The organism is Pseudomonas salomonii (genome assembly GCF_900107155.1).
Classification (GTDB): Bacteria; Pseudomonadota; Gammaproteobacteria; order Pseudomonadales; family Pseudomonadaceae; genus Aquipseudomonas; species Aquipseudomonas salomonii.
The window spans coordinates 231,016-256,957 of the sequence record NZ_FNOX01000009.1 but is presented as its reverse complement, the minus strand read 5'-3'; the positions used below and the strand labels follow the sequence as shown (position 1 = coordinate 256,957).

At 60.9% G+C, this 25,942-nt stretch carries 22 protein-coding genes; 13 read left to right on the top strand and 9 right to left on the bottom strand.

All coding sequences use genetic code 11. The annotated features are described in order from the left end of the window. Positions 1-39 precede the first annotated feature (39 nt). Entirely contained in the window at positions 40-372 is a 333-nt protein-coding gene (locus BLV67_RS21390; protein ID WP_065929541.1) for a thioredoxin family protein, read from the top strand. Here BLV67_RS21390 and BLV67_RS21385 read toward each other — a convergent pair. From BLV67_RS21385 to rpiB, 3 genes are all read right to left on the bottom strand, one after another. After that, a complete protein-coding gene (locus BLV67_RS21385; protein ID WP_069788437.1) occupies positions 353-1,918 on the bottom strand; it encodes a TerC family protein in 1,566 nt (521 codons plus the stop codon). The genes BLV67_RS21390 and BLV67_RS21385 overlap by 20 nt on opposite strands. Positions 1,919-2,288: 370 nt before the next feature. Beyond that, positions 2,289-3,269 carry a sugar-binding transcriptional regulator gene (locus tag BLV67_RS21375; RefSeq protein WP_017135920.1) on the bottom strand — a complete coding sequence of 327 codons (981 nt, stop codon included), beginning with the start codon at positions 3,267-3,269 and terminating at the stop codon, positions 2,289-2,291. Positions 3,270-3,332: 63 nt separating this feature from the next. Then, positions 3,333-3,794 carry a ribose 5-phosphate isomerase B gene (gene rpiB, locus BLV67_RS21370; RefSeq protein WP_016969738.1) on the bottom strand — a complete coding sequence of 154 codons (462 nt, stop codon included), beginning with the start codon at positions 3,792-3,794 and terminating at the stop codon, positions 3,333-3,335. 283 nt (positions 3,795-4,077) lie between these two features. Here rpiB and BLV67_RS21365 point away from each other — a divergent pair, with 283 nt between their 5' ends. The 7 genes from BLV67_RS21365 (at position 4,078) to dhaL (ending at position 11,329) form a co-directional block, all read left to right on the top strand. Beyond that, positions 4,078-5,565: a sugar ABC transporter ATP-binding protein gene (locus BLV67_RS21365; protein ID WP_069788438.1), complete on the top strand. Its 1,488-nt coding sequence runs from the start codon at positions 4,078-4,080 to the stop codon at positions 5,563-5,565. Then, complete coding sequence (locus BLV67_RS21360; protein WP_065929544.1) at positions 5,562-6,539, top strand: ABC transporter permease; 978 nt, start codon at positions 5,562-5,564, stop codon at positions 6,537-6,539. Before BLV67_RS21365 ends, BLV67_RS21360 begins: the two co-directional genes overlap by 4 nt. A gap of 34 nt (positions 6,540-6,573) precedes the next feature. Then, positions 6,574-7,581 (top strand): substrate-binding domain-containing protein, encoded by a 1,008-nt coding sequence (locus tag BLV67_RS21355; RefSeq protein ID WP_065929545.1) that lies wholly within the window; start codon positions 6,574-6,576, stop codon positions 7,579-7,581. A gap of 138 nt (positions 7,582-7,719) precedes the next feature. Further along, the gene (locus BLV67_RS21350) at positions 7,720-8,475 is read left to right on the top strand and encodes an SDR family oxidoreductase (protein WP_065929546.1); all 756 of its coding nucleotides are present in this window, start codon (positions 7,720-7,722) and stop codon (positions 8,473-8,475) included. Positions 8,476-8,502: 27 nt separating this feature from the next. After that, positions 8,503-9,618, top strand: a complete 1,116-nt coding sequence (locus tag BLV67_RS21345) for an MDR/zinc-dependent alcohol dehydrogenase-like family protein (RefSeq protein WP_069788439.1) — start codon at positions 8,503-8,505, stop codon at positions 9,616-9,618. Positions 9,619-9,676: 58 nt separating this feature from the next. Further along, entirely contained in the window at positions 9,677-10,678 is a 1,002-nt protein-coding gene (locus BLV67_RS21340; protein ID WP_065929548.1) for a dihydroxyacetone kinase subunit DhaK, read from the top strand. Positions 10,679-10,681: 3 nt separating this feature from the next. Next, positions 10,682-11,329: a dihydroxyacetone kinase subunit DhaL gene (gene dhaL / locus BLV67_RS21335; protein WP_069788440.1), complete on the top strand. Its 648-nt coding sequence runs from the start codon at positions 10,682-10,684 to the stop codon at positions 11,327-11,329. Here dhaL and BLV67_RS21330 read toward each other — a convergent pair. After that, positions 11,286-12,182 carry a LysR family transcriptional regulator gene (locus BLV67_RS21330; protein ID WP_069788441.1) on the bottom strand — a complete coding sequence of 299 codons (897 nt, stop codon included), beginning with the start codon at positions 12,180-12,182 and terminating at the stop codon, positions 11,286-11,288. The genes dhaL and BLV67_RS21330 overlap by 44 nt on opposite strands. A 150-nt stretch (positions 12,183-12,332) precedes the next feature. On the opposite strand from BLV67_RS21330, the gene BLV67_RS21325 reads away from it, so the two are divergent. Continuing rightward, on the top strand, positions 12,333-13,847 hold the full coding sequence (locus BLV67_RS21325; protein WP_069788442.1) for an MFS transporter: 1,515 nt from the start codon (positions 12,333-12,335) through the stop codon (positions 13,845-13,847). Positions 13,848-13,961: 114 nt separating this feature from the next. On the opposite strand, the gene sohB is transcribed toward BLV67_RS21325, so the two are convergent. Beyond that, entirely contained in the window at positions 13,962-14,987 is a 1,026-nt protein-coding gene (sohB, locus tag BLV67_RS21320; protein ID WP_069788443.1) for a protease SohB, read from the bottom strand. Between the two features lie 192 nt (positions 14,988-15,179). On the opposite strand from sohB, the gene BLV67_RS21315 reads away from it, so the two are divergent. After that, complete coding sequence (locus BLV67_RS21315; protein ID WP_069788444.1) at positions 15,180-15,890, top strand: histidine phosphatase family protein; 711 nt, start codon at positions 15,180-15,182, stop codon at positions 15,888-15,890. A 56-nt stretch (positions 15,891-15,946) separates the two neighbouring features. Continuing rightward, positions 15,947-16,261 (top strand): SCP2 sterol-binding domain-containing protein, encoded by a 315-nt coding sequence (locus tag BLV67_RS21310; protein ID WP_069788445.1) that lies wholly within the window; start codon positions 15,947-15,949, stop codon positions 16,259-16,261. A 62-nt stretch (positions 16,262-16,323) separates the two neighbouring features. Here the strand turns inward: BLV67_RS21310 and BLV67_RS21305 are convergent, their stop codons facing one another. The 3 genes from BLV67_RS21305 to BLV67_RS21295 form a co-directional block, all read right to left on the bottom strand. Next, positions 16,324-16,917 (bottom strand): hypothetical protein, encoded by a 594-nt coding sequence (locus BLV67_RS21305; protein ID WP_069788446.1) that lies wholly within the window; start codon positions 16,915-16,917, stop codon positions 16,324-16,326. A 193-nt stretch (positions 16,918-17,110) separates the two neighbouring features. Next, positions 17,111-19,747: an MGH1-like glycoside hydrolase domain-containing protein gene (locus BLV67_RS21300; protein ID WP_069788447.1), complete on the bottom strand. Its 2,637-nt coding sequence runs from the start codon at positions 19,745-19,747 to the stop codon at positions 17,111-17,113. Positions 19,748-19,878: 131 nt separating this feature from the next. Further along, positions 19,879-21,288, bottom strand: coding sequence for an OprD family outer membrane porin (locus tag BLV67_RS21295; protein ID WP_069788448.1), 1,410 nt, complete (start codon positions 21,286-21,288; stop codon positions 19,879-19,881). Positions 21,289-21,576: 288 nt separating this feature from the next. Between BLV67_RS21295 and hglS the strand changes: the two genes are divergently transcribed. Beyond that, complete coding sequence (gene hglS, locus BLV67_RS21290; protein ID WP_069788449.1) at positions 21,577-22,953, top strand: 2-oxoadipate dioxygenase/decarboxylase HglS; 1,377 nt, start codon at positions 21,577-21,579, stop codon at positions 22,951-22,953. Between the two features lie 146 nt (positions 22,954-23,099). Here hglS and BLV67_RS21285 read toward each other — a convergent pair whose 3' ends face one another. Beyond that, positions 23,100-23,324, bottom strand: coding sequence for a DUF465 domain-containing protein (locus BLV67_RS21285; RefSeq protein WP_056860349.1), 225 nt, complete (start codon positions 23,322-23,324; stop codon positions 23,100-23,102). Positions 23,325-23,498: 174 nt separating this feature from the next. Between BLV67_RS21285 and tkt the strand changes: the two genes are divergently transcribed. Continuing rightward, positions 23,499-25,562, top strand: coding sequence for a transketolase (tkt, locus tag BLV67_RS21280; RefSeq protein ID WP_069788450.1), 2,064 nt, complete (start codon positions 23,499-23,501; stop codon positions 25,560-25,562). Positions 25,563-25,942: the final 380 nt, after the last annotated feature.

The following is a 25,942-nucleotide window of genomic DNA, read 5'->3' as shown; positions in this document are numbered from 1 at the left end:
TACCCGAAACCTTTTGGCCGGATGCACAAGGAGATCATCATGGGCGTTGCAAACACAGTTATTCATGACCTTAATGAATACCAACGGATCCTCAAAGAGCACCCGCTGGTTATCGTGCTGTTTACCTCTCCTAGTTGCTCTGCGTGTTTAGGGGCTGATAAAAAATTCAACGCCGTTGCCGAAAAATACGCCGGTCGCGTGAAAAGCCTGCTGCTTGACCCATCCCAAACCCCGAGGATCGACGAGGTCGATGGAACACCGACCCTTTTGGTCTACGAAAAAGGCGATAGAGTGGAAATCCTCCATGGCATCGGCGCCCCCGACGAACAGCAAAATCTTCTGGAGTGCGTGTTCAGCGACTACGCGCCCTAGAAACCAACAAAACCTGCGTCACCCGGCGCTCCTCTACCGCGGCAACCGTCAGGCGCCAGCCTTCATGCTCCAGGCTATCACCTACCACGGGCAGGCGATCGAGCAGGCTCATCACCAACCCCGCCAGGGTTTGATAGTCCTGGGTTGCGGCAGCCTTGAAGCCGGTACGCTGACGCACAAGATTAAGGTTCACGGCCCCATTGACGCGATACCCCTCGCCTTCCTCAATAACATCCGGCCCTTCGATTTCACTGGCATCGGGCAATTCACCGGCGATGGACTCGAGAATGTCGGTCATGCTCAACACCCCCATGAAGTCACCGAATTCGTTGATCACGAAGGCAATATGGGTCGACTCCTGGCGCATCTGTTCCAACGCATTGAGGATCGAAAAACTCTCCAGCAAATTGACCGCCCGGCGCGCCAGGTGCTCAAGGTTCGGCTCATTACCGGCCAGGTATTCCTTGAGCAATTCCTTTTTGTGCACAAAACCCAATGGCTCATCCACCGCGCCGTTGCGGATCAACGGCAGGCGCGAATAGGACGATTGCATCAGCGTTTGCCGGATGGTGTCGGCATCGTCCGTCAGATCAATACAGTCGACTTTGGCCCTTGGCGTCATCAAGGTGCGGATCGGCCGCTCGGCCAATTGCAGCACGCCGCTGATCATCACGCGTTCACGTCGATCAAACAGCGGGCCTTGGCCGGCATCCGGCTCGCCGAGCAGGTCAGCCACGTCATCATCCACGCCTTCCACCGCCAGACTGCGACCACCGAGCAAACGCATCACCGCATGGGCGGTGCGCTGGCGCACCGGCAAGGTGCCTTGCGCCGACTTCTTGCGACGCGCACGCGCCAACTGGTTGAACAGCTCCACCACAATCGAGAAGCCCATGGCCGCATACAGGTAGCCTTTAGGCACATGGAAGCCCAAGCCTTCGGCGGTCAGCACCAGGCCGATCATCATCAAAAAGCTCAGGCACAGCATGATTACGGTCGGATGCGAGTTGACGAAACGGGTCAGCGGCTTGCTCGCCACGATCATCAGGCCGATGGAGAAGACCACGGCGATCATCATCACCGCCAGCTCATCGACCATGCCCACGGCCGTCACCACCGCATCCAGAGAGAACACCGCGTCGAGCACCACGATCTGCGCGACGATCGGCCAGAACATCGCGTAAGTGGCGTTGCCGGTGCGTTGCGCCACATGCCCCTCAAGGCGTTCATGCAATTCCATGGTGGCTTTGAACAGCAGGAACACACCGCCAAACAGCATGATCAGGTCACGCCCGGAGAAGCCTTTGCCGAACACTTCGAACAGGGGCTGGGTGAGCGTCACCATCCACGAAATACTCGCCAGCAAGCCCAGGCGCATCAGCAATGCCAGGGACAGCCCGATCAACCGCGCGCGGTCGCGCTGCTCCGGTGGCAACTTGTCGGCCAAAATCGCGATAAACACCAGGTTGTCGATACCCAGCACCAGTTCCAGCACAATCAAGGTCAACAGGCCGAGCCAGGCCGTTGGATCCGCTAACCATTCCATTTATAAACGTCTCGTAATTGATTTCAGAATGCCGGGCACGGCAAGGCGCGGTCAGTGGACCGGGACAAGGTTAGCAATCGGAATACGGGGTGCTTGAGCAGGAACGGCGACAGCGAATGTCTTGGGGAAAGACGACTGGGAGGCTCCGAGAGGGTGTTCATGCAAGTCCTGCAGTGAGAAAAGGACTTGAATCGTACAGTCGAAACTCAAATTTCCCACACTGCAAAACTATTACAAAATCTGTAAGCGCAACCCATAACCCCTGTGGGAGCTGGCTTGCCCGCGATACAGGCAACTCGGTCCTTCAGTGAAACCGAGGTGATGCTATCGCAGGCAAGCCAGCTCCCACAGTTTTTTGACCTTTGTCCATTCAGGACTTACGCGTCGCATCATCCAGCGCCAGAATCGTGTGCGCATTCGTCACCGTGGTCGCCAACGTATTGATCACCCCCGAGCGCAACGCACCCAAGGTCGCCGCCGCCTTGGTGTTCTCGCTGGCTATCGCCACCACATCCGGGATACGAAACAACTCCTGCACGGTCAACCCGATCACCCGTCCTTGAATCGCGTTGACCGCCGGCTGCCCATGAATGTCGATAAAGTCATACCCCATCATGTCGCCCACCGTGCCGGACAGCCGCGCCTGGGCAATCTCCTGCGGCGAGAACCAGCCCATGCGCACCATGTTGCTGTTCTCGCTCATGTCACCAATGCCGATCAGCGCAATGTCTGCGCGCCGCGCGCGATCAAGGGTTGAGCGCACGGTGTCATTGTTGATCAGCACGCCACGCAATTCCGGGTTGGCCACCAGTGCCGGCGCATACAGACTTTCACTCTCGCCACCAAAACGCAGGGCCAGGCGCCGGCAGATATGGTCAGGGTTCATGTATTCGCCCGCCTTGAGCGAGCCGCCGATCGCACAGACAAATGTGCAGTTGCGCGTCACCGGCAAAAACACATTGTCGGCCACCGCGCCGACGTTACGGCCCATGCCGACGGCGACGATCATGCCATCGCTCAAGGTTTTGTTCAGGTAATTGGCCACCAGGCTGGCGACGGCCGAGCGCTGGGTGTCGGGTTCGCTGTGGTCGACCGCAATCAACGCACGGTCGAGCTTGAAGCGCTCCACCAGCGCACGCTCCAGCTCGTTGTTCATTGCCGGGTGCTGCAACACCCGCACCTCGACAATCCCTTCATCGCGCGCACGTTTGAGCAAGCGGCTGACTTTGGCCCGCGACAGGTCGAAGCGCTTGGCAATCGCCTCCTGAGTGACGTTCTCAAGGTAATAGAGCATCGCCACTTCGGTCATCTGATCGATATCGCTGGCGATGCGCTGGGTACTGTCACTCATGGGGACGGGCTTCCGTTTCGGCGTCAAAAACCCATTCTCCCGACTCTTGCCCCGTCCCGTCCACTACTGATGCCCATCGCGCTCGATCGCATTGATACGCTCGACCTTGGCCCCGGAACGCGCCGCCTCGAACTCCGACTCCAGAAACGATTTGACGATGCTTTTGGCCAGCTCGGCGCCGATCACCCGCGCGCCAATAGACAGGATTTGCGCATCGTTGCTCTTGCGTGCGCGTTCGGCCGAGTAGGTGTCGTGGGCCTGGGCCGCACGAATGCCCAGCACTTTATTGGCCGAGATGGCCATACCGATCCCGGTGCCGCACACCAGCACGCCGAGGCGCTGCTGCCCGGCATTGATGGCGGTGGCCACCGCCAGCGCGATGTCCGGGTACAGCACCGGCGCGGTGGAATGGGTGCCGAAGTCGGTCACCGGGTAACCCAGCGCCTCGATATGGCGCTTTAACAGCTCTTTGAGCTCAAAACCCGCTTCATCGCATCCGATAGCCACCGGGAAAGGTGTGTTCATGGCGTCTGGCTCCGCTGCCGTTTAGGTGCTTTAGACTGATCATATGATCACTCAATGAAATTTCGCTCAGTTATTTCTCGGGTATTCCGCCCCTTCTGTCAAGCGAGTTTTAGCTGACCTCACAGTCAAAGCCGTCTAAACAGGCGTACTTCGCGCAAACAGACGTATTTATAACTTTTTAATGAAAGCGATTGACTGATCAGAATTTCATTTGGTACACATATGATCACAGCAAAACATGACTGTGCGACCTAATAAGAATTCACAGCACGAGGACACGCCGATGGCCACGCCATTACTGCTCCAGGCTGAACACGTCGCCAAGGCCTACGCCGGGGTGCCTGCCCTGCGTGACGGGCGCCTTTCTCTGCGGGCCGGCAGCGTGCATGCGCTGTGCGGCGGCAATGGCGCCGGCAAGTCGACCTTCCTGAGCATCCTGATGGGCATCACCCCGCGTGACGCCGGGACCATCCTGCTCAAGGGCACGCCCGTACAGTTCAACCGCCCAAGTGAAGCGCTGGCGGCGGGGATCGCGATGATCACCCAGGAGCTGGAGCCCATCCCTTATATGACCGTCGCCGAAAACATCTGGCTGGGCCGCGAACCGCGCCGCGCCGGTTGCATTGTCGACAGCAAGACCCTCAACCGCCGCACCCGCGAGCTGCTCGAAAGCCTGGAATTCGAGGTCGACGCCAGCAGCCCCATGCACCGCCTGAGCGTGGCGCAGATCCAACTGGTGGAAATCGCCAAGGCGTTCAGCCATGACTGCCAGGTGATGATCATGGACGAGCCGACTTCGGCGATCGGCGAGCGCGAAGCGCAAACCCTGTTCAAGGCCATCCGCCGCCTCACCGCGCGCGGCGCCGGCATCGTTTATGTGTCGCACCGCTTGAGCGAGCTGGCGCAGATCGCCGACGAGTACAGCATCTTCCGTGACGGCGCTTTTGTGGAAAGCGGGCGCATGGCCGATATCGACCGCAACCATCTGGTGCGCGGGATTGTCGGCCAGGAGCTGACACGCATCGACCACAAGGTCGGCCGCGAATGCGCCGCCACCACCTGCCTGCAAGTCGACAACCTGAGCCGCAATGGCGAGTTCCACGACATCAGCCTGCAACTGCGCCAGGGCGAAATCCTCGGCATCTATGGGCTGATGGGTTCGGGGCGCAGCGAGTTTCTCAACTGCATTTATGGGCTGACCGTCGCGGACTCCGGCAGCGTGACCCTGCAAGGCAAACCCATGCCCATCGGCCTGCCCAAAGCCACGATCGACGCCGGCATGTCGCTGGTCACCGAAGACCGTAAAGACAGTGGCCTGGTGCTTACCGGCAGCGTTCTTTCCAATATTGCGCTGTCGGCCTACAAGCGTCTGTCGAGTTGGTCGCTGATCAATGCGCGCAAGGAAACCCAACTGGCCGAAACCATGGTCAAGCGCCTGCAGATCAAGACCAGTTCCCTGGAGTTGCCGGTGGCGTCCATGAGCGGCGGCAACCAGCAGAAAGTCGTGCTCGCCAAATGCCTGTCGACCGAGCCGGTGTGCCTGCTCTGCGACGAGCCGACCCGTGGCATCGATGAAGGCGCCAAGCAGGAGATCTATCACCTGCTCGACCAGTTCGTACGCGCCGGTGGCGCTGCCATCGTGGTGTCATCCGAAGCCCCGGAACTGCTGCATTTGAGTGATCGCATCGCCGTATTCAAGGGCGGCCGGCTGGTGACCATCAGCACCGACACCGCCCTTTCCCAGGAAGCCTTGTTGAGTCTTGCCTCATGAATGCCAAAACCATCGCACCGCCCATGACCACCGCGCCGCGCAATCGCCTGCGCTTGTCCCTCGACCGCTTCGGCCTGCCGCTGGTGTTTATCCTGCTGTGCGTGGTGATGGCGTTTTCCAGCGAATACTTCATGACCTGGCGCAACTGGATGGACATCCTGCGTCAGACCTCGATCAACGGCATCCTGGCCGTGGGCATGACCTACGTGATCCTCACCAAAGGCATCGACCTGTCGGTGGGCTCGATCCTGGCCTTTGCCGGGTTGTGCAGCGCCATGGTCGCCACCCAGGGCTATGGCCTGCTGGCGGCCGTCAGTGCGGGGATGTTTGCCGGCGCGATGCTGGGCGTGGTCAACGGTTTTATGGTTGCCAACCTGTCGATCCCGCCGTTCGTGGCCACCCTCGGCATGCTCAGCATCGCGCGTGGCATGACCTTCATTCTCAATGACGGCAGCCCGATCACCGACCTGCCCGACGCCTACCTGGCGCTGGGCATCGGCAAGATCGGCCCGATCGGCGTGCCCATCGTGATCTTCGCGGTGGTCGCGCTGATCTTTTGGATGGTGCTGCACTACACCACGTACGGGCGCTACGTGTACGCGGTGGGCGGCAATGAAAAGAGCGCGCGCACCTCGGGTATCGGCGTGCGCAAGGTGATGTTTTCGGTGTACGTGGTCTCGGGTTTGCTCGCCGGGTTGGCCGGCGTAGTGCTCTCGGCACGCACCACCTCCGCCCTGCCCCAGGCCGGGGTGTCCTATGAGCTGGACGCGATTGCCGCCGTGGTGATCGGCGGCACCAGCCTGTCGGGCGGCACCGGCAGCATTGTCGGCACACTGTTTGGTGCCCTGCTGATCGGCGTGATCAACAACGGGCTGAACCTGCTCGGCGTGTCCTCCTATTACCAGCAGGTCGCCAAGGGCCTGATCATCGTGTTCGCAGTACTGATCGACGTGTGGCGCAAGAAAAAACGCTAGAGAACGACCCACAACAATAACCGGAGTTCTACTCATGAAACTTGGTACCACTTTGGCCGCCGCGGCGACCCTCACTCTGCTCGCCAGCAGCATTGCCTTTGCCGCCGACGGCAAGACCTACAAGATCGGCGCGGCCGTCTACGGCCTCAAGGGCCAGTTCATGCAGAACTGGGTCCGCGAGCTCAAGGAACACCCGGCGGTCAAGGACGGCACCGTGCAACTGACCGTGTTCGACGGCAACTACGATGCCCTGACCCAGAACAACCAGATCGAAAACATGGTGACCCAGCACTACGACGCCATCCTGTTCGTGCCCATCGACACCAAGGCCGGGGTCGGCACAGTGAAAGCCGCCATGAGCAACGACGTAGTGGTCATCGCCTCCAATACGAAAGTAGCCGATGCCTCCGTGCCTTATGTGGGCAACGACGACGTAGAAGGCGGCCGCCTGCAGGCCCAGGCCATGGTCGACAAGCTCAATGGCAAGGGCAATGTGGTGATCATCCAGGGCCCGATTGGCCAGTCGGCGCAGATCGACCGGGAAAAAGGCGAACTGGAAGTGCTGAGCAAGCACCCTGGCATCAAGATCATCGAGAAAAAGACCGCCAACTGGGACCGCGCCCAGGCCCTGACCCTCACCGAAGACTGGTTGAACGCGCACCCCAAAGGCATCAACGGCGTGATCGCGCAAAACGACGACATGGCCCTTGGCGCCGTGCAGGCACTGAAGTCCCACGGGCTGACCTCCAAGGACGTGCCGGTGACGTCCATCGACGGCATGCCGGATGCGATTCAGGCGGCGAAAAAAGACGAAGTCACCACCTTCCTGCAAGACGCCCAGGCCCAATCCCAGGGCGCGCTGGATGTGGCGCTACGCGCCCTGGCGGGCAAGGACTACAAGCCGCAATCGGTGATCTGGGAGCGCTACGGAAAAGACGTGAAATGGGGCGATGGCACTGCCAGGAATTACATCCTGCCGTGGGTGCCCGTCACTAACGCGAATGCGGATGCGCTGTACCAGCAGGTCAGCGGCGGCAAGTAGTGTGATCGTTCCCACGCTCCGCGTGGGAATGCATCCCGTGACGCTCCGCGTCACCCAACATCGGGACGCAGAGCGTCCCTGGCGGCATTCCCACGCAGAGCGTGGGAACGATCGAGACGATCGAGAGAGGAGTCATTCATGTCTGGATTCTGGAACCAAGCCTTCGACCTCACCGGCCGTTGCGCGGTGATCACCGGCGGCGCCGCCGGTATCGGCCTGGCCTGCGCCCACCTGCTGGTGGAACGCGGCGCGCGCGTGGCCTTGCTTGACCGCGACCCGGCGGTGGTGCAGGTCGCGGCCGGCCTGGGCGACGGGCATTTGGGGATTGCCGTCGACCTCGGCCAGATCGGCCAGATACAGCGCACCATCGACAGCGTATTCGAACACTTCCAGCGCCTGGATTACCTGATCAACAGCGCCGGCGTGGTGCTGCTGGACAAGGCCGTCGACGTCAGCGAAAGCGCCTGGGACACCACCCTGGACATCAACCTCAAGGCCAGCTTCTTTGTGGCACAGGCCTGCGCCAGACACATGCTGGCGCAGGGCGGCGGGCGCATCGTCAACCTGGCCTCCCAGGCCGCCGTCATTGGCCTGGACCGCCACGTCGCCTACTGCGCGAGCAAGGCCGCCATCGTCGGCATGACCAAAGTGCTGGCCATGGAGTGGGCGCCACAGATCAACGTCAATGCCATCTCGCCGACCATCGTCGAGACCGCCCTGGGCAAAAAAGCCTGGGCCGGTGAAGTGGGCGAAAAGGCCAAATTGCAGATCCCGGCCGGCCGCTTTGCCCTGCCGGAAGAAATCGCCGGGCTGGCGCTGTACCTGCTCAGCGACGCCGCGCAGATGATCACCGGCGCCAACATGGTGGTCGATGGCGGCTACAGCATTCAGTAATTCATCTTTTGTCGTGAGGTTTTTGTCATGTCCACCGTCACCGAACGCACACCTGAACAATTGTCCCCGGTCATCCCGAAAACCATGCAGGCCGTGGTCTGCCACGGACCGGAAGACTACCGCCTGGAAACCGTCGACGTGCCCACGCCCGGCCCCGACGAGATTCTCACCAAAGTCGAGCTGTGCGGCATCTGCATGGGTGACATCAAGACCTATCGCGGCGCACCGTCGTTCTGGGGTGATGCCGAGCAACCGCGCTATGTGAAGCCGCCGATGATTCCGGGGCATGAGTTCGTCTGCCGCGTGGTTGCCCTCGGCCCGGGTGCAGAAAAACGTGGCGTGACGGTCGGCGACCGAGTGATCTCCGAGCAGATCGTGCCGTGCTGGGGCTGCCGTTTCTGCAACCACGGCCAGTACTGGATGTGCCAGAAGCACGACCTGTATGGCTTCCAGAACAACGTGCAGGGCGCCATGGCCCAATACATGATCTTCACCAAGGAAGGCATCATCCACAAAGTGCCGGAATCCATCGCCCCGGATGAGGCGATTCTGATCGAGCCGCTGGCCTGCTCGCTGCACGCGGCCGAACGCGCGAATGTCGACCATGACGATGTGGTGGTAGTCGCCGGCGCCGGCACCTTGGGCCTGGGCATCATTGGTGCGGTGCGCTTGCGCAACCCGAAAAAACTCATCGTGCTGGACATGAAACCCGAACGCGCCGCCCTCGCCCTGCGCATGGGCGCCGACGAGGTGTGGAACCCGGCTGAAGTCGACGTGATGGCCAAAATTCGCGAAATCACCGACGGTTATGGTTGCGACATTTATATCGAAGCCACCGGGCACCACAAAGCGGTGAACCAGGGCCTGGCGATGCTGCGCAAGCTGGGACGTTTCGTCGAATTCAGCGTGTTCAATGACGAGGCCACGGTAGATTGGTCGATCATCGGCGACCGCAAGGAATTGGATATTTTGGGTTCACACCTGGGGCCGTACATGTACCCGCGCGCCATCGACTTTATCGGCAACCGCAAGATCGACATGCGCGATGTGGTGACTCACAAGTTTGCGTTGGCGGACTTCAAGGAAGCGTTTGCGGTGATGGAGCGTGGGGACAAGTCGCTCAAAGTCGTCCTCGAACCTTAAGAACACTCCCACATTAGATTGTTGTTGCCCTTCAAGAACAAGAACAGGAACCCGCGTTATGAACCGAGTCATCAACGATCCGGACCAAGTGGTCGAGGACATGCTGCGCGGCATCCTGGTCGCGCACCCCGAGCTGCGCCAATTCGAAACCAACCCACGGGTCATCACCAAGGCCAGGCCCTCGGCAGCCGACCATGTCGGCATTGTCACCGGCGGCGGCTCCGGCCATGAACCGGCGTTCCTCGGCTACGTCGGCCCGGGCCTGGTGGACGCCGTGGCCGTCGGCGAGATTTTCTCCTCGCCCACCGCCAAGAGCTTTTTTGACGCCTTCCGCGCCGCCGACCATGGCGCGGGCGTGGCCTGCCTGTACGGCAACTACGCCGGCGACAACATGAACGTAAAGCTGGCGATGAAAATGGCCGCCAGCAAAGACATGCGCATCCGCACCGTGGTCGCCAATGACGACGTGGCTTCCGCGCCCAAGACCGATATCGCCAAGCGCCGTGGCGTGGCCGGCGAAATCTTCATGTGGAAGATCGGCGGCGCTGCGGCCGCCCAGCATTACGACCTGGACGGCGTGATTCGCGTCGCGCAGAAAACCGTGGATAACTGCCGCTCCATCGGCATCGGCCTCACGCCCTGCACCATCGCCGCCGTGGGCAAGCCGAACTTCCAGATTCCCGACGGGCAGATGGAACTGGGCATCGGCCATCACGGCGAACCGGGCATTGAAGTGATCGCCATCGAACCGGCCGCCGCCATGGCCGAGCGCATGCTCGCGCCGATCCTGGCCGACCGCGATTTCAGCCAGGACGACAGCGTAGTGGTGCTGGTCTCGGGCCTGGGCGCCACGCCGGTGATGGAGCTGTATGTGTTCTACGCCGAGGTCGAAAGCCAACTCAAGGCCAAGGGTTTGAAGATTCACCGTTGCTACGTCGGCAACTACTTCACCTCCCTGGAAATGATGGGCGTGACCCTGACCCTGCTCGGCCTCGACGCCGAGCTTAAAACCCTGATCGACCAACCCTGCCGTTCCATCGGCATGACCCAGGCGGAGTGAACCATGAGCCAGCACTTTTCCACCCGCGACGGCAGCGCCATTGTCGCTGACCTGGTCAGCGTGATCGTGGCCAACCGTGAATACCTCAGTGAAATCGACGGCGCCATTGGCGACGGCGACCACGGCATCAACATGGCCAAGGGCTTTGCCCATTGCGGGCGCAGCCTCGAAGGCCGCCAACTGACCCTGGCCGAAGCCCTGGATGAACTGACCCTAAGCCTGATGGAAGGCATCGGCGGTTCCATGGGGCCGCTGTATGGCAGCCTGTTTATCGGCATGGCCGACGAAGTGCGCAGCAGCGAGGCGATCGACGCGGCAACCTTTGCTCACCTGTTGCGCGGCGGTTTGACCTCGTTGCAGGACATCACCGAAGCGGGCGTGGGCGACAAGTGTCTGATGGACACGCTGATCCCGGCGGTTGAAGCCTTTGAGCGTGCGCAGGCCAGTGGCGCGTCCTTCAGTGATGCACTGCAGGCGATGAAAACCGCAGCGTCACAGGGGCGTGATTCGACCAAAGACCTGATCGCCAAAATCGGCCGCGCCAGCCGCCTGGGCGAGCGCTCGCTGGGGGTACTGGATGCCGGGGCGGTGTCGTGCTGTCTGATACTTACGCGCCTGGCCGACTCCGTGCAGCCACGGCTGACTGCCTGACCTGCTGGATATACCGCGCCACCGCCGGCGCTTTTTCAAAGCGCCGGTGAATCAGCGACAGCCACGATGAAGCCTCGTTACCCTGAATCGTACGGTACACCACGCCTGGCAAACTCACGTGCCCGACCATAGACGCCGGCACCACCGCCACGCCCTGCCCTAACGACACCAATGCCACCACTGCGACCAGGCCGCCCGGCTGCGGCCCCAGGCTCGGCGCGAAACCACCCTGCGCCGCCACCTGCAAAGTGCCGCTGATTTGTTCCGGCAATATAAACGTCTCGTTTTGCAGGTGTTCGCAGCCGATGGCCCTTAGCCCCAACAACCAGGAATCCTGAGGCAGCGCCAACACAAAGCCTTCGCTGTCCAGGCGCACCGCCTCCACACCGTCGGGCAAGGTCATGGGCGAGCGGATATAGCCGATGTCATAACGCCCGTCGGCCACCGCACCGGGCAAGGACGCCATGGCGCATTCGCGCACATTCACGCTCACATCGGGAAACGCCTGGCTGAACGCCTGCATCTGTTTTTGCAGCAGCCCCGAATACACCGCCGACGCCACATAGCCCAATTCGATATGCCCGATGTCTCCCCGCCCGGCGCGCTGGGCGTTGCGTTGGGCGAACTCGAACTGGCGCACGGTGGCTTCGGCCTCAATCAACAACGCCGCGCCGGCTTCGGTAAGGCTGACTTCCCGTTGCTGACGGATAAACAGGCGCGTGCCCAGTGAGGCTTCCATGTCCTGGATCTGGCGACTCAAGGTCGGCGGTGCGATGCCCAGTTGCTCAGCCGCGCGGGTGAAATTGCGCTGCCTGGCGACGGAGAGGAAGTAGCGGAAATGGCGGATTTCCATTATTGCATTAGCTCAAAGGTAATGAAGTTCAGGGTTCCAGCTAATAAAACCGAGCATGGCCGGAGATAAGCTCAACGTACTCCAACACTAGAGAGCCCTTACGATGCACGTCAACTGTCTTTCCCGTATTACCTGTAAGGCAATCAAGCCATGAGCCGGGTCAGCCCGCGCCTCACCCTGCTGACCGCCTCCGGCGTCTGCTCGCTGATCGTGCTCGACACCAATATCGTCGCCGTCACCCTGCCGAGCATTGCGCGCGACCTGGGGGCGAACTTCGCCGATATTGAGTGGGTGGTCAGCGCCTACATGCTGGCGTTCGCCGCGTTATTGCTGCCCGCCGGCAGCATCGCCGACCGCTTTGGCCGCAAGCGGTCGCTGATCTGGGGCTTGAGCATTTTTATCCTTGCCTCACTGGGCTGCGGCGCTGCACCGAATGCGTTGTTCCTGGACATTGCCCGCGCTGTAAAAGGCGTCGGCGCAGCCTTGCTGCTGACCGCTGCCCTGGCCTCCATCGGCCACACCTTTCACGATGAAGTCGAGCGTGCCAAAGCCTGGGCGTTCTGGGGCGCGTGCATGGGCGTGGCGATGACCGCCGCGCCGACACTGGGCGGCGTGATCACCCAGTACCTGGGCTGGCGCTGGATCTTCTACCTCAACCTGCCGGTGGGCCTGGGGTTGATGGCGCTGGTGCTGCGGGCGATTCCCGAATCACGCGACACTCAATCGGCACGCCTGGACCCGTGGGGCAGCCTGGCCTTCAGTGCCAGCTTGCTGTGCCTGATCTGGGGTTTGATCGAGGCCAATCGCATCGGCTGGGACAGCCCGCTGACCTACGCGCGCCTGATTGGCGGCGCAATGTTGCTGGGGGTGTTTGTGCTGGTCGAACGTGTGCAACAGCGGCCCATGGTCGACTTGCAACTGTTCCGGCACCCGCGTTTTATCGGCGCGCTGCTGGGGATGTTTGCCTACGCCGGGTGCGCCCAGGTGATGATGACGTTGCTGCCGTTTTATCTGCAAAACGGGCTGGGTTTCTCCGCTGTCGCCTCGGGCCTGGGTATGTTGCCATTTGCCCTGACCATGCTTATTTGCCCACGCATCGGTGCACGGCTGGCCGGGCGTTTTGCGCCAGCAACGATGATGGCAACCGGTTTGACCCTGGTGGGCTGCGGCAACCTGTTAAGCGCATGGGCGGTGAATGCGGGCGGTTATCTGCCCTTCGCGCTGGCGATTGCCGTGACCGGTGCCGGTGCGGGCCTGCTCAATGGCGACACGCAGAAAAACATCATGGCCTGTGTGCCGCGTGACCGTGCGGGCATGGCGTCGGGCATGAGTACCACCATGCGCTTCAGCGCGATCATGCTGGCCATCGGCGTGTATGGGGCGCTGCTCAGCAGCCATGGCGAGCAGTTGCTGAGCACGAGTATCGACCCGCAATGGCAGGCGCAGGTGGCGGGGATTGCATCGCGAGTGGTGGCCGGGGATATGCCGGCGGCGATGGGCATGCTGCCGGAACCGGCACGAAGGGTGGTGCAACCGTTGGCGCAGCAGGCGTTTGTGGGTGGGTTCAGCGGGGTGTTGTGGGTGGCGGGGCTGTTGGGTTTGCTGGGGGCTTTGGTGGTGGGGACGCTGATGCGAAAGCCGATTCCCGCCCCCACCAACAACTAAATGTGGGAGCGGGCTTGCTCGCGAAAGCAGTGTGCCAGTCACCACGTGTATCAACTGAACCACCGCATTCGCGAGCAAGCCCGCTCCCACACTGGGATCACCTACCGTCTGTAGTTACCAGAACCGCTGCTGGGTCAACCGGCTCCACCAGGTCAGCAACACACGGTCCACCGAGCCGCTGGCCGCCAGGCCCACGCGTTCCTGCAGGCTTTTACGCTCGGCGTAGTGCAGGTGGAACACCTCGGCCGTCTTGGCCTTGGTCGCCAGGTATTCGTCGCTGGTTTGCAGTTCGTCGACCAGTTGTTTATCGAGCGCTGCAACACCCAGCCACACTTCTCCGGTCGCGACGTCATCGATGGCCAGCTGCGGGCGATAGCGCGACACAAAGTTCTTGAACAACTGATGGGTGATGTCCAGGTCTTCCTGGAACTTCTCCCGGCCCTTCTCGGTGTTTTCGCCAAACACGGTGAGGGTGCGTTTGTATTCACCGGCGGTCAGCACTTCAAAGTCGATGTCGTGCTTTTTCAGCAGGCGGTTGACGTTGGGCAGCTGCGCCACCACACCAATGGAGCCGAGGATGGCAAAGGGTGCGCTGATGATCTTCTCGCCAATGCACGCCATCATGTAGCCGCCGCTGGCTGCCACCTTGTCGATGCACACGGTCAGCGGCACGCCGGCCTGACGGATACGCGCCAGCTGCGATGAGGCCAGGCCATAGCTGTGCACCATGCCGCCGCCGCTTTCCAGGCGCAGCACCACTTCGTCTTTCGGCGTGGCCAGGCTCAACAGCGCGGTGATTTCATGGCGCAGGCTCTCGGTGGCCGAGGCCTTGATGTCGCCGTCAAAATCCAGCACAAACACCCGTGGCTTGGCCTCGGGCTTCTTCTTGCTGTTCTTCTTTTCGGTCTTGCTTTCGGACTTGCGCAGGGCCTTGAGCTGGTCCTTGTCGAGCAGGCTCGATTCGAGGCGTTCACGCAGGCCTTTGTAGAAATCATTAAGCTTGCTGACCTGCAATTGGCCGGCGGATTTGCGCCGCCCCTTGCTGCGCAGCGCGGCGAAACTGATCAGTACCACCACAATAGCGACCACCAGGGTGACGGTCTTCGCCAGAAAGCTCGCGTATTCAGCCAAAAAATCCATATGTCTCCTTAAAAAAGCACGGCGCCAGGCGCGGATGGCCCAGCATACCGACGGCACCGCCTTCGGACCAGTGCTCAAACCGCCAGCAGTCGGCCTCTAACGCGCTTTTAAAACAAGCGTATGTTTTTTCATTGACAGCTCCCTGCCATCCTCATAATCTCGCCTGACTTTCAACGTACCGGGAAAACGGACGTGGGCAGCATCTACATGATTCGACATGGCCAGGCCTCCTTCGGTGCAGACGACTATGACGTCCTGTCGCCCGTCGGCGTGGAGCAAGCACAGGTACTCGGTCGCCACCTGGCCGACCTGGGCCTCACGTTCGACCGTTGTGTCTCGGGCGACCTGCGTCGCCAGCAACACACCGCCACCGCCGCATTCGATCAATACCGCACCCTCGGCCTGCCAGCCCCAACGCTGGAAATCGACACGGCCTTCAACGAGTTCGACGGCGAAGCGATCATCCGCGCCCTGCTCCCCGACCTGCTGAGCACCGAGCCCCACGCCGTGGATATCCTGCGCAACGCTGCGCAAAACCGCAGTGAGTTCCAGCGCATTTTCGCCCTGATCATCGAGCGCTGGCTGGCCGGCACCTACGACCCGCCTGGGCTGGAAAGCTGGCTGGGCTTCGTGGAGCGTGTACAGGGTGGCCTGCAACGCATTCTGGAAGCGGCCGACAACAGCGACAAGATCGCCGTGTTTACTTCCGGCGGCACCATCACCGCCCTGCTCCACCTGATTACCCGAATGCCTGCCGCGCAGGCCTTCGAACTGAACTGGCAAATTGTTAACACCTCGCTCAACCAGCTGAAATTCCGTGGTCGCGAGGTGGCACTGGCTTCCTTCAACAGTCATACCCACTTGCAACTGTTGAAGGCGCCGCAGCTCATCACCTTCCGATGAATTGCGGCCAACCGTGACCCCAAGGTCACTGGACTCTACCTTAAAGGATCGAAACCATGACTGACGTAGCCAAAGCTGTAGAAGCAATGAAAGCCAAATTCAACCCGGCCGCTGCCGACGGCCTGGACCTGGTGTTCGGTTTCCGTATCGACGACACCCAGAACTTCTCGCTGGTGGTGAAAAACAACACCTGCGAACTGCTGGAAGGCGAAAACCCTGACGCCCAAGTTACTCTGGTGATGGACGCCGAGACCATGAAAGGCATCGTCGATGGTTCCACCGACGGCATGCAGGCCTTCATGGGCGGCAAGCTGCGCACCGAAGGCGACATGATGCTGGCCATGAAACTGAGCGAGCTGTTCCCGGCCTGATAACGCCGCGCTCAAAAAAATCCCGCCTTCCGGCGGGATTTTTCGTTCAGCCGGCTTCGCGGTCAGCGGGTATTGGCATTATCCATTTCTTCGAACGTGTCCATGTACGCAGGGTCATTACCGTCGTTTTCACGAATCACACGCCCTTCATACTCGGCGGTGATTTCACCGGTATTGACGTCAAGCCCAACCACGATCACCAGCTTGTATTTGCCCACTTGCAAGTACATGTCATAGAGGTCCCGAGGTTCATCGGGCGCCATAAAAAAGCTGTAGCTGTAACGTAAGCGCCTGGTTAACACGGGCCACTGTGCTTCAAACGTGCGGGAATCGAAGGATGGGAGCACATCGCTGATTCCACGCAGCGCAGCCTCGACCAGTTGGTCATTGTCCTTGGCCTTGAAGACCACCGGATGCGTGCGAGTCATCGACCGCATCGGGTTGGGAACAATATCCGTTTCAAGGCGGTACATGCCGCTGCTGAACCATTTTGTTGCATCGAAGGTGTCGTCACCTTTCTCGCATTCGCGGCAATGCATCATCAGCGGGGCCGCGGCGCTTTCTCGGGAATACAGTGAAGTGATGGACACACCGAAGGTGATCAGCAATGCCCACAATAGGCCTGCACTGCCAACTCGCGCGATAACATTCGCCATCGTCTACATCCTTGTCTGGAGGGGCGGCGAATTTACCTGCAATTTCGCAAACAATGTAGTTTTAATGTGGGGGCTGGCTTGTCGGGTCGCCGCATCGCTGCGATAGCGGTGAACCCGACGACATTGATGCAGACAGTGCCGACGCCATCGCAGGCAAGCCAGCTCCCACAGAAAAGCTTGTCAGTGGTGCGGCTTAGCTTTTGGGCTGCAGCAACAACGCCACCAACGCACTCCACCCCGTCTGATGCGACGCCCCCAGGCCACGCCCGGTTTCGCCATGGAAATACTCATGAAACAACACCAGATCGCGACTGGCCGGGTCTGCTTCCAATTGCGCATAACCTGCCATCGATGGGCGCAGGCCATTTTCATCGCGTAAAAACAAGCGCGTGAGGCGCTGGCTGAGGCTGTCGGCCACTTCTTCAAGGGACGCCAGATAACCACTGCCCGTCGGGTACTCCACCGAGAAATTATCCGCGTAGTAGCGGTGAAACTCGCGCAACGATTCGATCAACATGTAGTTCACCGGCATCCACAACGGCCCGCGCCAATTGGAGTTGCCGCCGTACAAGCGTGAGTCGGACTCGCCGGGCTGGTAACGCGCACACAGGGTGTCGCCATTCATCTTCAGCGCCAATGGCTGTTCGGCAAAGGCCTTGGATAACGAGCGCACGCCAAACGTCGACAGAAACTCCTGGTCATCGAGCATGCGCCGCAGCAGGTCCTTGGTGCGCTCGCCACGCAGCAAGGCGAGCAACAGGCGGTTGCCCTGCCCCGGTTCGTTCCAGCGCGACACCAGCTTGGCCAGGTCCGGCCGGTGTTTCATAAAGCCCAGCAGTCGCTCACGCAAGCCTTGCAGCCCTTCATGCTCGCGTTGCTCCAGCACCAACACGGCAAACAATGGCATCAGGCCGACGATGGAGCGCAGGCGCACCGGCTCGCTCTGGCCGTCCGGGCGGTGCAGCACATCGTAGAAGAACTGGTCTTGCTCATCCCACAAGCCTTCGGCGCTGTCGTCGACGCGGTTGATCGCGCCGGCGATGTAGAGGAAGTGCTCGAAAAACTTCACCGCGATATCCACGTACACAACATTGCGCTTGGCCAGTTCCAGGCCGATGCGCATCAGGTCCAGGGCATACGCCGCGACCCACGCGGTGCCGTCGGCCTGATCCAGCTGGTAGCCCGGCGGCAAGGTGGCCGAGCGGTCGAACAAGGCGATGTTGTCCAGACCCAGGAAGCCGCCCTGGAACAGGTTGCGGCCCTCGGCGTCCTTGCGGTTGACCCACCAGGAAAAATTCAGCAGCAGCTTGTGGAAAATCCGCTCGAGAAAGTCCATGTCACCCACGCCGGTCAGCGCCTTTTCCTGCTGATACACGCGCCAACTGGCCCAGGCGTGTACCGGCGGGTTGGCGTCGTCGAAGCGCCATTCATACGCCGGCAGCTGGCCATTGGGGTGCATAAAGCGATCTTTGACCAGCAACAACAACTGTTGCTTGGCATACCCCGGATCAATCAACGCCATCGCCACGGCCTGGAAGCCCTGGTCCCAGGACGCGTACCACGGGTATTCCCAGGTGTCGGGCATGGACAAAATGTCGAAGTTCGACAGGTGCCGCCAATGGGTATTGCGGATATGCAGGCGTTCGGGCGGCGGCGCGGGTTGGGCCGGGTCGCCGTCGAGCCACTGGTTTACATCAAAGTAGTAGAGCTGCTTGGACCACAGCAGCCCGGCCAGGGCCTGGCGCTGCACATTGCGCGCGTCATCATCGGCAATGCCTTGCTGCAAGGCGGCGTAGAAGTCGTCCGCCTCTTGGCGGCGCAGCGCGAACAGCTTGCGTGCATTGACCTGGGGCGCGTCCACCGGCGCGAACCGCAGGTACAGGGTTTTGCTCTCCTGGCCCGCCAGTTCGAGGATGAAACGCGCGGCGACCTTGGTGCCCACGTCCCGGCGGATTGCCGAGTCTGCGCCACCCACCACGTAATCGTTGATGCCATCCTTGAATGGCCCCGGCGCCGGTTGCCCATCGAGCTTGGGGAAGTTGCTTTCGTTTTCGCAGAACAGCCACTCCAGGCCGTCCTGGCCCCAGGCGCTGAGGTGGCGATCGGTCAGCTCATGGTGCCGGGCCAGTACCCGCTCACCGTCCATGCGCAACTGCGGCTTGGGCGCGTCAAAGGTCCAGCTCCAGTCATTACGCGCCCACAGTTGAGGCAGCACCTGCACACGCGTCGGCTGGTCCGCGCGGTTGTGCACGGTGACGCGCATGAAAATATCGTCGGGCTGATGCTTGGCGTATTCGACCGTTACATCACAGTAGCGGTTGTCTTCGAACACGCCGGTGTCGAGCACTTCGTACTCGGCATCCTCAAGCCCGCGGCGGGCGTTTTCGGCGAGCAGGTCGGCATAGGGAAAAGGCGCATGCGGGTATTTGTAGAGCATGCGCATATAGGCATGGCTGGGCACGCCGTCGACGAAAAAGTACAGCTCCTTGACGTCTTCGCCGTGGTTGCCCTCGGCGTTGTTGAGGCCGAACAGGCGCTCCTTGAGGATGCTGTCACGCTCGTTCCACAGCGCCAGACCCAGGCACCAGCGCTGCGCCTTGTCGCTGAAACCCGCCAGGCCGTCCTCGCCCCAACGGTAGGCGCGGCTGCGGGCGTGTTCGTGGGGGAAGTAGGCCCAGGCATCGCCATCGGCGCTGTAGTCTTCGCGCACCGTGCCCCATTGGCGTTCACTTAAATACGGGCCCCACTCGCGCCAATGCTCGGCGTCCTGGGCGGCCAGGCGCTGGCCTTCAATAGTTGCAAGGATGTTGGTTGCGGGCGTGGCCGTCATTGGGTCCTCCATCACTGACACAGTGGGGGCAGTGTAGAACCCATCCGTGCGCGGATGCACATGAAGTCGTGTTCGCGCGCGCAAAAAAAGAGGCCGCTGTTCAGGCGGCCTCCGTTTGTCGCGGCGCGAGCTTAGAAGATCGCGTAGGTGTAGTTGAAGATCAGGCGCGTCTGGTCCTGGTCTGCGGTGCCGGTGTTGTGACCTTTATAGGTACCGGTACGGAAGGTGGTGCCGAAGCCTTTGAGCGGGCCTTGCTGCACCACGTAGTCGAGGCGGAAGTCGGTTTCGTTTTCTTTCTGATCCGACCCACCGGCCACTTTGGACTTGATGCCCGTGCCGTCCAGGTACGCCACGGAGGCTTTCAAACCTGGTACAAAGGCCTTGAAGTCATAGGAGTACTGGCCAAAATTGACCTGCTCACCCGCGCGGGAGAACTGGCCCACCACCGCGTCGGTGAACAGGTAGAAGTCGCTGCCGCCCGCGCCTTGTGCGTTTGGATCAGCGATGCTGCCCTGGTTGACCCAGACGAAGCCGCCGTCATCGCTCACACCGATGTGACCGAGCATCAGGCTGCTGCCGCCCAACTGGTAGGTAAACGCGGCGCTGTAGGTTTTGTTGTCCACTTCGCCGGCGTGCTTGGCGTAGCCGCCGTTGTTGTTGAACTGGTAGCCGGCGTCACCATTTTTGCCGTCGCTGGTGCTGTCGAAGTAACGCAGGTCAGTCTTGAACGACTGGTCGTTGCCCAATGGCAGCACGTGAACCAGGCCGAAGTAGTTCTGTTTGTAGAAGTCTTGCAGGTCGGCGTAGTAGTACTGCAACGTCAGGTTTTTAGCGATGGCGTTGTCGGACGAGCCAAACGGTTTGTAGTCCACACCGCCGAACTTGAAGCTGTCGCTGTCGCGGGTACCGCCGGCAACGCTCAAGCCCGTGGCGTTGCTGGAAGCACGGCCTTCGGCACGGTTGAGCTCACCACCGGTGAAGGTCACGTTAGGAATGTCGTTGGAGGTCAGGATGCCGCCGTCAAAGGTCTGCGGCGCCACACGGCTGTCGTTGGAGACCAGGATAGGCAACACCGGGGCCAAACCGCCACCGACGTGCAACTCGGTCTGGGAAATGCGGAATTTCACGTTACCCGCAGCGCGACCGAAACTGTCGGCGGGTTCGGTGCCGTTGTTTTTGGTCGGGAAAAAGCTGTTGCCGTTACCCGCCAGGCCCGGGCCTGCGGCGTGGCCGTCGCCACCGTCCAGACGCAAGGCGCCGAACGCCATCACGTCGAAACCGACGCCGAGGGTGCCTTGGGTGTAACCGGATTTGTAGTCAAAACGCAGCAAGGTCGCAGTTTCGCGCAGATCGTTGTTGGTGCCCGAACGGTTGTCGGCGCTGTAATACATGGTCCGCGAACTGACAGCCGCATGGCTGTCTTCAAGAAAACCGCTGTGCCCCGTGCCCGTGCCCAGAGAACCGAGCCCGAAGTCATCAGCGCACGCGTGTTGCGCGAGCAACGCTGCGGTGATGGATAACGCCAGTGTAGAAATTTTCATGTGTAACAGCCCCTAAACATTTTTTTATGTGCGTTGTGTGCAAACGGCGTTTTCATCCCTACAAACGTAACGATTGTTTCATGAGGACCGGGGCGCGCCTCGTGAAGAATTAGTTAGGAAAGTACCCATGAAAATGAAATTTTCCTGGCGCCGATTTTTGTCATATTTGCGTCATTTCATTCATTTGCAGAATGAAGTCCTGAGGATTCTTCGTTTGCCAGCCCCCTTAAAGCCCAACAGAATCCAGAGAAAGGCCGCACCCTCACCACCGTGTTCAGGAATTTTTCTATGCCAGGCGCCGCGTATGTCAGCCCCGACGAGATTCGCAAAGACTTTTCCAGGGCCATGTCCGACATGTACCGAGATGAAGTTCCGCTTTACGGCGCGCTGATGGAGCTGGTGGCCGAAACCAATACGCGGGTGCTGGAGAGTGATTCCGGCCTGGCCAAACACTTGCAACGCACCGGTGAAATGGATCGCCTCGCCATGGAACGCCACGGCGCCATCCGCCTGGGCACCGCCCATGAGCTGGCCACCATCGGCCGTCTGTTTGCGGTGATGGGCATGCAGCCGGTGGGCTATTACGACCTCACACCCGCCGGTGTGCCGGTGCATTCCACGGCCTTTCGCGCCGTGCATGAACAGGCGTTGCAGGCCAGCCCGTTCCGCGTCTTTACCTCCTTGCTACGCCTGGAATTGATCGAAAACCTCGAGCTGCGCGCCTTCGCCGAAAGCGCCCTGGCCAAACGCTCGATTTTCACCCCTGGCGCCTTGGCGCTGATCGCGCAAGCCGAACGCGACGGCGGCCTCAACGCCGCGGATGCCCAAGTGTTTATCCGCGAGGCTCTGGAAACCTTCCGTTGGCACCACACCGCCACCGTGACCGGCGCCCAGTACCAGCAACTGAGCAACCAGCATCGCCTGATTGCTGACGTGGTGGCGTTCAAAGGCCCGCACATCAATCACCTGACGCCACGTACCCTGGACATCGACCAAGTGCAGGCCGCCATGCCCGGCCAAGGCATCACGCCCAAAGCCGTGATAGAAGGTCCGCCACGGCGCCAGTGCCCGATACTGCTGCGCCAGACCAGCTTCAAGGCCCTCGACGAGCCCATCGCGTTTACCGATGCAAAAGGCAGCCACAGCGCGCGCTTCGGCGAAATAGAACAACGGGGTGTGGCGTTGACGCCAAAGGGTCGCGCCCTGTACGACCAGTTGCTGAACGCGGCGCGCGACGAACTGGGCGCCTTCCCGAATGAGGGCAACGCTGCACGTTACGTCGAATTGATGGCGCAGCATTTCCAGGCCTTCCCCGATAACCACGCGCAGATGCGTGAACAGGAACTGGCGTATTTTCGCTACTTCGTCACCGAGCAAGGCTTGGCGGCACGCGGCCAGGCCGGTCAGCCGCAAACGTTGGAGGCCTTGATGGCGGCCGGGCACGTGGCGGTGGAGCCTTTGGTGTATGAGGATTTTCTGCCGGTGAGTGCGGCGGGGATTTTCCAGTCGAACCTGGGCGATGCCGCGCAAAGTCACTACGCAGCCCATTCGAACCAGGCTCAATTCGAGCAGGCACTGGGCCGTCGGACGATTGATGAATTGAAGCTGTATGCCGAGACGCAGCAGCGCTCCATGGATGAATGCATCCAGGCGCTGCGTGCATAAGAAAGGATGCCCGCCCGGCTCAGCAGCGCAATCCTTGCGCCGCGACAGTCCCCAGAGCCGGGTGGACGGCCGGCATCATAAGCAGTGAAACGCCGGCTGTCGCTCAGACAATTCTGAACAAATATGTCCGCGTCCTGTAGGACGCTTTATTGCAGCAAGTCCCTGATTTCGTCTTTAACCAACAGGCGTTTATCCTTCAGCTTCTTCAACGCCTCATCACTGCCGGATGCCTTTTCGGCGCTCACCACCTGCTCATCGACGGTGTTGTACTTATCAAACAGCGCGTTCAAATGGGGATTTTTCGCCCGACGCCCGTCGACCTCTTCCTTGCTCAAACCCAAATCCTGATACAGGTCGTGTTTCACTGGCATGGAGTACCTCCGCAAGTTGATCAATGGCCTACGCCTTGAAACTAGCCCATTCCAAGGGGTCTTGTCATGTCTTGGGTCAAGGCGGTCCCGTTCGTCGTAATGCCCACGATGGGATCAAACCTTTGCCGTGCCCTGCCCTCCACTGTAGATCGCCACCCGAGGGAGAACGGTTTCATGACTCACGCTGCCACTGCTGTCGACACCCAATGCATCAACACCATTCGCACCCTGGCCATGGACGCCGTGCAAAAGGCCAACTCCGGCCACCCCGGCACGCCCATGGGACTGGCACCGGTGGGCTACACGCTGTGGAGCCGCTTCCTGCGTTACCACCCCGAACACCCGGATTGGCCTAACCGCGACCGCTTTGTGTTGTCGGTGGGGCACGCTTCGATGCTGTTGTATTCGCTGCTGCACCTGGCCGGTGTGGTTGAGATTGATGCCCACGGCAAGCGCTCCGGCCAGCCGGCGATCAGCCTGGACGACATCAAGCAATTCCGGCAGATGAGCTCCAAAACCCCCGGCCACCCCGAGTACCGCATGACCACCGGCGTGGAAACCACCACCGGCCCGCTGGGCCAGGGCTGCGCCAACAGCGTCGGCATGGCCATGGCCGAACGCTGGCTGGGCAAGCGCTTTAACCGCGACGGCCAGGTGCTGTTCGACTACAACGTCTACACCCTGTGCGGTGATGGCGACATGATGGAAGGCATCAGCAGCGAAGCGGCGTCGATGGCCGGGCACTTGAAGCTCGATAACCTGTGCTGGATCTACGACAACAACACCATCAGCATCGAAGGCCACACCGAGCTGGCGTTCAGCGAAGACGTGATCAAGCGCTTCCAGGCCTATGGCTGGCACACCTTGCACGTTACCGATGCCAACGACCTGCAAGCCCTGAGCGCAGCGTTGGAGACCTTCCAGGCCAACACCGGCGCGCCGACCCTGATTGTGGTCGACAGCGTGATCGGCTACGGCTCACCGCACAAACACAACACCGCCGCCGCCCATGGCGAGCCATTGGGCGAGGAAGAAATCCGTTTGACCAAAGAGGCCTACGGCTGGCCGCAGGATTCCAGCTTCCTGGTGCCAGACGACGCGCGCACGGTGCTGCGCGATGCGCTGCTGGAACGCAGCCAGCCGCTGTATGAAACCTGGCAGCAACACTTGGCGCAGCTGGAGCAGTACGAACCGGAGCTGGCCGATGAATTGCGCCGCATGCGCGCCGGCGAAATGCCGGAGCACTGGCAGGACGAATTGCCCGGCTTCGACACCGACGCCAAAGGCGTGGCCAGCCGCGCCGCCGGCGGCGAGGTGCTGAATGCCTTCGCGCAACAAATCCCCTGGCTGCTGGGCGGCTCGGCGGACTTGTCGCCGTCGACCAAGACCAACCTCACCTTCGACGGCGCCGGGCGGTTCAGTGCCGATGACTACAGCGGGCGCAACCTGCACTTCGGCATCCGCGAACACGCCATGGGCGCGATTGCCAATGGCATGGCGCTGTCCTACCTGCGGCCGTACACCTCGACCTTCCTGGTGTTCAGCGACTACATGAAACCACCGATCCGCCTGGCGGCAATCATGGAACTGCCGGTGGTGTTTGTGTTTACCCATGACTCGATTGGCGTGGGTGAAGACGGCCCGACGCACCAGCCCATCGAACACCTGACACAACTGCGCGCCACACCGGGGTTGCTGACCCTGCGCCCAGGCGATGCCAACGAAACGCTGGAACTGTGGAAGGTGGCCCTGGCGCAAACCCATCGGCCGAGCTGCGTGGTGCTGTCGCGCCAGGCGTTGCCGACCTTGGATCGCACAAAGTATGCGGCGGCGTCTGGGGCGGCCAAGGGCGCTTATGTGTTGGCGGGTGCTGATAAACCTGAGGTGCTGCTGTTGGCGACGGGCAGTGAGGTGAGCCTGGCGGTGGCGGCTTATGAGCAGTTGCAAGCTGAAGGCATTGCCGCTCAGGTTGTATCGATGCCCAGCTGGGAATTGTTTGAAGACCAGGATCAGACGTATCGCGACAGTGTCTTGCCGCCCGCGGTAAAAGCCCGTGTGGTAGTGGAACAAGCTGGGCCCCTGGGTTGGGACCGCTATGTCGGGCAGACTGGCGCTAAAGTGGTGATGAACAGCTTTGGCGCGTCGGCACCGTTGGCCAAGTTGCAGGAGAAGTTTGGGTTTACGGTGGAGAATGTGGTGAAGCAGGCCAAGGAGCAGATTCGCCTGGTTGGGCGTTGAGGGGGCATATCCGTTATTTAGGTAACGGCGGCTTATGGTTCCGCCCTGACGGCGGCTCACTTTTTGAGGGACCAAAAAGTAAGCAAAAAGTCCTCGCCCCAACACTCGGTGCCTCGCTGTGGCTCGGCATGCCCGCAATCCGCCAGTGATTTGGGGGGCCGCCGCCACGCGCCATCCATGGCGCGGGGCGGCTAAACCGGCATCCCTGCCGGTTTACCCCCCAAATCACTGTCGAATTGCGGCCATCGTGTTTGACGGGGCGATTTCAGATCAAGATCAAAAGCGCAGATCAAAAGACCGCTGACTTCGTCAACGAAAAGGATGTAAGGGCCGGAGCAACAGCAACAGCAACAGCAACAGCAACAGCAACAGCAACAGCA

What these genes read in the sequence shown, in the direction of transcription:
- BLV67_RS21390 (WP_065929541.1), top strand. Translation starts at nt 40, where the DNA reads ATGGGCGTTGCAAACACAGTTATTCATGACCTTAATGAATACCAACGG.
- BLV67_RS21385 (WP_069788437.1), bottom strand. Translation starts at nt 1,918, where the DNA reads ATGGAATGGTTAGCGGATCCAACGGCCTGGCTCGGCCTGTTGACCTTG.
- BLV67_RS21375 (WP_017135920.1), bottom strand. Translation starts at nt 3,269, where the DNA reads ATGAGTGACAGTACCCAGCGCATCGCCAGCGATATCGATCAGATGACC.
- rpiB (WP_016969738.1), bottom strand. Translation starts at nt 3,794, where the DNA reads ATGAACACACCTTTCCCGGTGGCTATCGGATGCGATGAAGCGGGTTTT.
- BLV67_RS21365 (WP_069788438.1), top strand. Translation starts at nt 4,078, where the DNA reads ATGGCCACGCCATTACTGCTCCAGGCTGAACACGTCGCCAAGGCCTAC.
- BLV67_RS21360 (WP_065929544.1), top strand. Translation starts at nt 5,562, where the DNA reads ATGAATGCCAAAACCATCGCACCGCCCATGACCACCGCGCCGCGCAAT.
- BLV67_RS21355 (WP_065929545.1), top strand. Translation starts at nt 6,574, where the DNA reads ATGAAACTTGGTACCACTTTGGCCGCCGCGGCGACCCTCACTCTGCTC.
- BLV67_RS21350 (WP_065929546.1), top strand. Translation starts at nt 7,720, where the DNA reads ATGTCTGGATTCTGGAACCAAGCCTTCGACCTCACCGGCCGTTGCGCG.
- BLV67_RS21345 (WP_069788439.1), top strand. Translation starts at nt 8,503, where the DNA reads ATGTCCACCGTCACCGAACGCACACCTGAACAATTGTCCCCGGTCATC.
- BLV67_RS21340 (WP_065929548.1), top strand. Translation starts at nt 9,677, where the DNA reads ATGAACCGAGTCATCAACGATCCGGACCAAGTGGTCGAGGACATGCTG.
- dhaL (WP_069788440.1), top strand. Translation starts at nt 10,682, where the DNA reads ATGAGCCAGCACTTTTCCACCCGCGACGGCAGCGCCATTGTCGCTGAC.
- BLV67_RS21330 (WP_069788441.1), bottom strand. Translation starts at nt 12,182, where the DNA reads ATGGAAATCCGCCATTTCCGCTACTTCCTCTCCGTCGCCAGGCAGCGC.
- BLV67_RS21325 (WP_069788442.1), top strand. Translation starts at nt 12,333, where the DNA reads ATGAGCCGGGTCAGCCCGCGCCTCACCCTGCTGACCGCCTCCGGCGTC.
- sohB (WP_069788443.1), bottom strand. Translation starts at nt 14,987, where the DNA reads ATGGATTTTTTGGCTGAATACGCGAGCTTTCTGGCGAAGACCGTCACC.
- BLV67_RS21310 (WP_069788445.1), top strand. Translation starts at nt 15,947, where the DNA reads ATGACTGACGTAGCCAAAGCTGTAGAAGCAATGAAAGCCAAATTCAAC.
- BLV67_RS21305 (WP_069788446.1), bottom strand. Translation starts at nt 16,917, where the DNA reads ATGGCGAATGTTATCGCGCGAGTTGGCAGTGCAGGCCTATTGTGGGCA.
- BLV67_RS21300 (WP_069788447.1), bottom strand. Translation starts at nt 19,747, where the DNA reads ATGACGGCCACGCCCGCAACCAACATCCTTGCAACTATTGAAGGCCAG.
- BLV67_RS21295 (WP_069788448.1), bottom strand. Translation starts at nt 21,288, where the DNA reads ATGAAAATTTCTACACTGGCGTTATCCATCACCGCAGCGTTGCTCGCG.
- hglS (WP_069788449.1), top strand. Translation starts at nt 21,577, where the DNA reads ATGCCAGGCGCCGCGTATGTCAGCCCCGACGAGATTCGCAAAGACTTT.
- BLV67_RS21285 (WP_056860349.1), bottom strand. Translation starts at nt 23,324, where the DNA reads ATGCCAGTGAAACACGACCTGTATCAGGATTTGGGTTTGAGCAAGGAA.
- tkt (WP_069788450.1), top strand. Translation starts at nt 23,499, where the DNA reads ATGACTCACGCTGCCACTGCTGTCGACACCCAATGCATCAACACCATT.